This window comes from Adlercreutzia sp. ZJ141 (genome assembly GCF_011038965.1).
Classification (GTDB): Bacteria; Actinomycetota; Coriobacteriia; order Coriobacteriales; family Eggerthellaceae; genus ZJ141.
In genome coordinates this window covers 1-6,490 of the sequence record NZ_JAAKEB010000034.1, presented here as the reverse complement: position 1 = coordinate 6,490, position 6,490 = coordinate 1, and the positions used below count along the sequence as shown (strand labels likewise).

The following is a 6,490-nucleotide window of genomic DNA, read 5'->3' as shown; positions in this document are numbered from 1 at the left end:
ATAGGACGACCCACCTGATGACACCGATGACTTGGGCACACAACGTTTAAAAGACAAAGCGAAGTGTACCTACAAACCATGTTGAATTCTTAGCACCAGAAATGAAATCGAAACTCGGAAGTCAGGTAGCACGCCTACCTCGCGCGCACCCGTCGCATTCGAAACGCTTTGGAAATGAACAGGGAAATGAACAGGCGAAGGAGGGTAAAAGGAAAGGGCGTAAAGCATGTGTGTGAGGTGGTATACTCGCACCTCGAGAAAAACGTTCCTGTGGCATGAAAGGCGCGCGGTTATGCTTTCCATTGTTCAATCACCCGATCCACTGCTAAACCAAGTTTGCGAACCCTGTGATCTGTCGGATAAGAGTCTGAAACGCCTTGCGAAGCAGATGGAGTACGCAATGTATGCCAACGACGGTTGCGGCATCGCTGCGCCTCAGGTGGGCGTACTGAAGCGACTGATCGTCATTGACTGCGACCAAGAAACTGAGCGTAATCCCATTGTGTTAGTGAACCCCACCATTGAAGAGCTTCAGGGTGAACCGGTTACCGATGAAGAAGGTTGCCTGTCATGTCCTGGCGTGTCGGTACCCGTCGCGCGCAAGCCGTGGGCACGCGTTCGCTATTACGATCTGGACGGCGAGCTGTGGGAGATCGAAGGCGACGGGCTTTTGGGGCGCTGCCTTCAGCACGAGATTGATCATCTTGAGGGGCGCACGCTGTTTGAAAGCTGCGATCCGTTGGTGCGCTTGCAGGTGCTGAAAGAGTATGAGCAGGCGAAAGCGGCGGGTGCAGTGCCCGGCGAAACCTCCGTTTCGAAGGTACGCTAGCATGCGCGTTGTGTTTATGGGAACACCTGAGTTCTCAGCGTGTATTCTTGAATCGCTGGCCGCTCACCACGACGTAGTGGGTGTATACACGCGCCCCGACGCCGTGCGCGGGCGGGGCCGTGCGCTTATTGCGTCGCCGGTGAAGAAAGTGGCACAGGAGCTGCGGATCCCGGTTTTCACGCCGAATTCGCTTCGTAGCGATGAAGCTGTTCGAGAACTTGCCGAGCTTCAGCCCGATATCGTGTGTGTTGCCGCGTACGGAGCCATTCTTCCCGCTCGTATTCTTGAACTGCCGCGCTTCGGGTGTGTGAACGTGCATGCGTCATTGCTTCCGCGTTGGCGCGGTGCCGCTCCAATTGAGCGGGCTATCCTCGCGGGTGACGAACAAGCGGGCGTGTGTATTATGCGTATGGAGGAAGGGCTCGACACCGGTCCGTATTGTGTGCACCGCGCAACACCGGTGGGGGAGAAAACAGCTTGCGAATTGACGCGTGAGATGGCGGAATTCGGCGCACAGGCGCTGCTTGAGGCCCTGGATCTACTTGAACAGGATAAGGCTATTTGGAAGGATCAAGGTGATAGCGGCCTTGAATATGCGAACAAGGTGGAGCCAGGCGAGCTGAACCTCGCACCGACTGATTCGGCGGAGGTTGCGCTGCGGAAGGTGCGTGCGTCAAGTGACGCCCATCCTTCGAAGTGCTTGATTGCCGGGAAGAGCGTTCGCGTGCTTACTGCGCGGCGAGTGCATGAGACACCCGACGTGTCGCTGGGACAGGTGGCGTTTGTGACCAAGCGGCTGTATCTGGGCTGCTCGGATGGGGCGATCGAGGTCACTGAGCTGAAGCCCGATGGAAAGAAAACTATGGAAGCGCGAGCCTTTGCAGCTGGCGTGCAGGATATCAAATCGAGACGAATCGCATGGGAGGCATTGCGTGACTGAGAACGTGCAGGGGAATAGGCGCTTTGGCGGCAAAAATAAGGATCGTGGGGCTCGCGATGATCGTGGGCAGTACCGATCGGGTCACAACGATCGCGGGCGTCGCGATGAGCGCGGTGAACGCAGTGAACGTGGACGCCGCGGCGTCCACAACGATCGTCATGGCAACCGAGACAACAACTCCCGAGACAACAACTCCCCAACGCGCGCGACGGGCACAAGTGCTAGCAAGGCGACGCCGGGCCGAAAGGCAGCATTGCAGGTGCTTCGCATCGTCCGTGAACGTGATGCATTCGCGCAGGATGTAATAACCAAACACATTGACCGGTCGTCCATGAGTATTGAAGACCGTGCGTTTGCTACGAAGCTCGTGCTGGGCGTGGTGGGCGCTGTTGGTACTATCGATGAGGTTCTCGACCGTGCGCTCAACAATCCGACGGACATTCAGCCCGATGTTCGCGATGCCTTGCGTATTAGCACCTACGAGATAATCTTCCTCGAGAAGGAGCCTTATACGGCTGTTGATCAGGGGGTTGAGCTTGTTCGCTCCTTTGAACCAAAGGCGACAGGGCTTGCTAATGCGGTGCTACGTAAGGTAGTGGCTGAAAAGCGGTCGTTCCCTTACGGCGATCCGCGCACTGACTTGAGCGTGTTCGCGCGCTTACATGCTTTCCCGCTGTGGCTTGCCGAAGCACTCGTTCGCGATCTTGAGCCGCAAGCCGCGCGCGACTTCATGGCAGCGTCGAACGAACCCGCACCGGTTTTCGTTGCGGTAAATGCAGCACGTACTGAAGATGACGAGGTTGTGACCGAGCTGGCTGCGGCAAAAGGTGAGCCGCAACCGGTCGTGTTCGGTGATGAGGCTATTCCTGGATGCTACCGGATCAAGAGCGGGCGAGTGCTGGTTGATGGGTGCATTGATCGCATACTCGGGCAGGGTAAGCTGATCGTTTCCGACGCGTCGTCTCAAACGGTGGCGAACATGGTGTTGCCCGACGAGCTTCCGAATAGCTTTCTTGAGATCGGTGCGGGTAGGGGGACGAAAACCATCTTGATACAAAGCGCAGCTCAGCGGAAATACGGCCGTCAGATCAATCAGTACGTGGCGCTTGATAACTTGAAGTACAAGACTGAGCTTGTTCGCGAGCGCGTCGGTCGCTGTGGTGTGCAACTTTCCGACGCCGTTACTGCAGATGCAACGTGTTTGGATGAGTCTTTGGGCGAAGCGGTGTTCGACGTGGTGTTTATTGATGCTCCCTGCACGGGGGTAGGAACACTTCGTCGTCATCCTGAGATTCGTTGGCGCTTAAAACCTGAAGCGTCTGAACAGATGGCTGAAGTGGGGCTTGCCATGCTTCGCTCGGCTGCTTCGCATGTGAAGCCCGGCGGGGTGCTCGCGTATGCCACCTGCACCGTGCTTAAGCGGGAGAACATCGACGTGGTGAAGAGCTTCCTTGCAAGCGACGAAGGTTCGTCTTTTGACGTCGCTCCGCAAGGCCTGTTTGCTCCAAAGCTCACGTCAGGTTCGCCCGACGCCCACTTCTGCGTGAAGCTGGTAAAGCGCATGTAACTGCATTTCATTCTGGGTGTGCCAAGGTGTCACGATGTAGTGAACAACGAAGCCGAGGGTTTCAAGAGTTGGTTTTCTCTGAGTCATAAAGGCGCAGATTCTGAACTTATGAGCCACTTCGAGTCGCTATTCAAACACGCCTCTTCGCACACATACCTCGGGACTCCAAGGATTGACGTTATAACGTGTTATAATGCATTCAACGAAAGGAGTTCTCTATGGCTACAGCAACACTCACCAAAGTTGGGAACAGTATGGCCGTTCTGCTTCCCAAGGCATTGCGGCAAGAAGCCTGCATAGAACCAGAGACGCCTTTACGCATTGCCTCACCGAGGAAGGGAGTGGTGGTTATCACGTCCGTTCTCTCCGACGATGATCGTCTAGAGCGGCTTGAAACGTTTGAGCGCCGTAATATCGAACGGGAGCGCTGCGCTCGGTCTTGGCCCGAAGGAGCCACAGCGGAAGATCTCATTGCTGAGACGCGAGAGGAGCGCTACCGTGCATTCCTTGCTCTTTGATACCAACGCCCTTATCTACAGTGTTTGCACTTCTGCGCAGTATCACGAAGATGTCCAGCAACTACTCAGGTCTACGCTCACGTCAAATGGCTGCATTTATGCTTTAGCATCATCTCTTAATGATGTTTACTACGTCCTTTGCCGGCACTATCTGAGTGAACCTGATGCGCGATCCGCTATTCGCGATATAGCAGAAACATTTGATCTTGTTGACCTTACGGGACTGTTCGTATTTGAGTCCATCGATTCCGATGAACCCGACTACGAGGACGGCCTTATCCGAGTTGCTGCTGAAGAGCTTCAAGTTAACGCCATTATCAGCTACGACAATGCCGCCTTCAAATCATCCTTCATTCCGAAGATGACGGCCCAAGAAGCACTGGAGACTTTCTTCAGAGTTCCGCAGACCTTGACGCCTAAGCCCAGCAGAATCACACAAAATGATACGTAGCACATCACAGCAGCAAGACCTGCAATACCATGTTATTAGGCATGACCCTTGGGGATACAGCACGCTTGAAAGAATGAATATACTCCGCTTCGTATAATCCGTCACTTAGGCTAGAACTCTGACCCTATTGTCACATAACAAAATACCCTTAATCAGTATTTGCCCGCGTGCTATTAGGTTGTCTATTGCGCCCACAGTTCGGGTTTTCGGGTTTGCAGTATTGCTCTGTATGGCCAATTTGTAAGCCATTGTAGTGAATTCGAACAGTTGAAAAGTTGCTACAGTATAATTTGATCTCTATGCTATAAAGATATAAATCAGCTTACCTGTTATAAATTAAGGTGTCGTTTTCCAATAGTATGAAAGGACGTCTCAATGAGATCTATCCTGAATCCTTTCACTCCAGCATTTGGGGGAAAACCGCAGCATTTTTTTGGACGAACTGAGGAACTTGCTCTGATAGAAAATGCTTTCGAAAACGAGTTTAGTCCCTATAGAGCCCTTTTTATTACCGGCAATCGTGGGTGTGGGAAAACTTCAATACTTGAGCAGGTATCGGAAAAGGCTTGCGCCCATGGATGGCTTGCCGTTGATGTACATGCGGAAGAAGCACTCATGAGCGCAGTAAAGAAGTTAACTGGTGGAACGGATAGAACAATTTCGAAAAACCTTCAGCCTCAATTTGCTGGGTTGTCAGTTGGCAGTGCGGCAACGGTGACGTCAAAACATTATACCGGCATGGATTTGGCTGACGTTATGATAGAAAAGCTGAAGGGTGTAAATGCGTGTCAGGGTATTTTTGTCTCGGTGGATGAGGTTCAAAAGATTTCCGAGCCTGACGCTGAGGGTTTGTGTGCCGCCCTGCAAATGGCCATGCGAAAGGGTTATCCTGTTATGCTCGTGATGGCCGGGTTGCCGGGATCGAAAGAGAAGATCGGTTCCTATGCTGGCTGCACTTTCATGCAGCGCACCTTTGAGATCAAGCTGTCTAGCCTGCTGATTCCCGAAACGTACGAGGCTTTCGAGCGACTCTTGGCAACAATGCCTACTGTTGCTGTGGGTGAGGGCGCCGTGGATCGACTTGCTCGTTTCAGTCTGGGGTATCCTTATCTTATGCAGCTCATTGGTTACTATGCGGTGGAACAAATGTGTCAGAGCGGGTTTGTGGGTGCATTCTGCTTGAATGAAGGTGATGTTGCTGCAGCGGAAAGTGAGGCTTACACAGCCTATCGAAATAACGTGCTGAAAGCAGTAACAGAGCCACTGCGCAACGGAGCCCGCGCATATCTTACATCTGTGGCAAAGGTTCTCGATAACACCGGCCGTGCGCGTACAGAGAAAGTTGCTGCAGCCCTTAATAAGGAGCTGTCGCAATGCAGTACGGACAGACAACGTCTCATCGACCGCCGATTACTCGTGCCCGATGGCTGGGGTTATGTGAGATTTAACCTACCATATTTGTCCCGCTATCTTTTGGAAGAAGCTTTAGAAAACGGGACGGCGCCCGCAAATCCCGATGCGTGGCTGTTCTAATTGACAAAATACCCTATTGTCACCCCCAGACCTTGACGCCTAAGCTATGTTATTAGGTATGCCCTTTGGGGATGCAGCACGCTTGAAAGAATGAGTAAACTCCGCTTCGTATAATCCGTCACTTAGGCTAGAAACCTAACCCATATGCTCCACGCCCCAGGTGCACAACTGGTCGAGCACGACCATGAGTGACTCGCCGAGCGGCGTGAGCGAGTATTCCACCTTTGGTGGTACCTGCGGATACTCCTTTCGCGCTACCAGGCCGTCCGCCTCAAGCTCCTTGAGGTTTGCGGACAGCGTCTTATCGGTGACCTTACCCAGATAGCGGCGCATTTCGTTGAAGCGTACGGGCTGAAACTCCATCAAGCAGTAGAGGATGACCATCTTGTGCTTGCCCTGGATAAGCGACATCGTGTAGCTGTAGCCCGTACCCTCAAACCGCGCATCTTCAATCTTCGACTCGTTCAATCCCATAGCTATCTCCTAAGAAAGTACCTATCTTTGAAAACAGTACTGGTCAGTTCTTAGCTACATAACCCTATTGTCACCGCTATTGTCACCGACGCTCACTTCTGCGTGAAGTTAATAAAGCGAGCATAACTGCAATTCATTTGATTGTGTCAAAGCGTGAATGGTGGCAAAGGGTTGCACC

General features: G+C 52.9%; 7 protein-coding genes. 6 read left to right on the top strand and 1 reads right to left on the bottom strand.

Annotation, left to right across the window (positions count from 1 at the left end; all coding sequences use genetic code 11):
* Nucleotides 1–292 precede the first annotated feature (292 nt).
* From def to G7Y44_RS09985, 6 genes are all read left to right on the top strand, one after another.
* On the top strand, nt 293–829 hold the full coding sequence (gene def, locus G7Y44_RS10010; RefSeq protein WP_165045956.1) for a peptide deformylase: 537 nt from the start codon (nt 293–295) through the stop codon (nt 827–829).
* A 1-nt stretch (nt 830) separates the two neighbouring features.
* The gene (gene fmt, locus G7Y44_RS10005) at nt 831–1,769 is read left to right on the top strand and encodes a methionyl-tRNA formyltransferase (RefSeq protein ID WP_165249601.1); all 939 of its coding nucleotides are present in this window, start codon (nt 831–833) and stop codon (nt 1,767–1,769) included.
* Nucleotides 1,762–3,336: a transcription antitermination factor NusB gene (locus G7Y44_RS10000; protein WP_241159250.1), complete on the top strand. Its 1,575-nt coding sequence runs from the start codon at nt 1,762–1,764 to the stop codon at nt 3,334–3,336. The genes fmt and G7Y44_RS10000 overlap by 8 nt, the downstream gene beginning before the upstream one ends.
* A gap of 218 nt (nt 3,337–3,554) precedes the next feature.
* A complete protein-coding gene (locus G7Y44_RS09995) occupies nt 3,555–3,854 on the top strand; it encodes an AbrB/MazE/SpoVT family DNA-binding domain-containing protein (RefSeq protein ID WP_165045959.1) in 300 nt (99 codons plus the stop codon).
* Nucleotides 3,835–4,305: a type II toxin-antitoxin system VapC family toxin gene (locus G7Y44_RS09990; RefSeq protein WP_165249597.1), complete on the top strand. Its 471-nt coding sequence runs from the start codon at nt 3,835–3,837 to the stop codon at nt 4,303–4,305. The genes G7Y44_RS09995 and G7Y44_RS09990 overlap by 20 nt, the downstream gene beginning before the upstream one ends.
* Before the next feature lie 375 nt (nt 4,306–4,680).
* Nucleotides 4,681–5,838: an ATP-binding protein gene (locus G7Y44_RS09985; RefSeq protein ID WP_165249595.1), complete on the top strand. Its 1,158-nt coding sequence runs from the start codon at nt 4,681–4,683 to the stop codon at nt 5,836–5,838.
* A 135-nt stretch (nt 5,839–5,973) separates the two neighbouring features.
* Here the strand turns inward: G7Y44_RS09985 and G7Y44_RS09980 are convergent, their stop codons facing one another.
* On the bottom strand, nt 5,974–6,312 hold the full coding sequence (locus tag G7Y44_RS09980) for a winged helix-turn-helix transcriptional regulator (RefSeq protein WP_241159249.1): 339 nt from the start codon (nt 6,310–6,312) through the stop codon (nt 5,974–5,976).
* Nucleotides 6,313–6,490 lie beyond the last annotated feature (178 nt).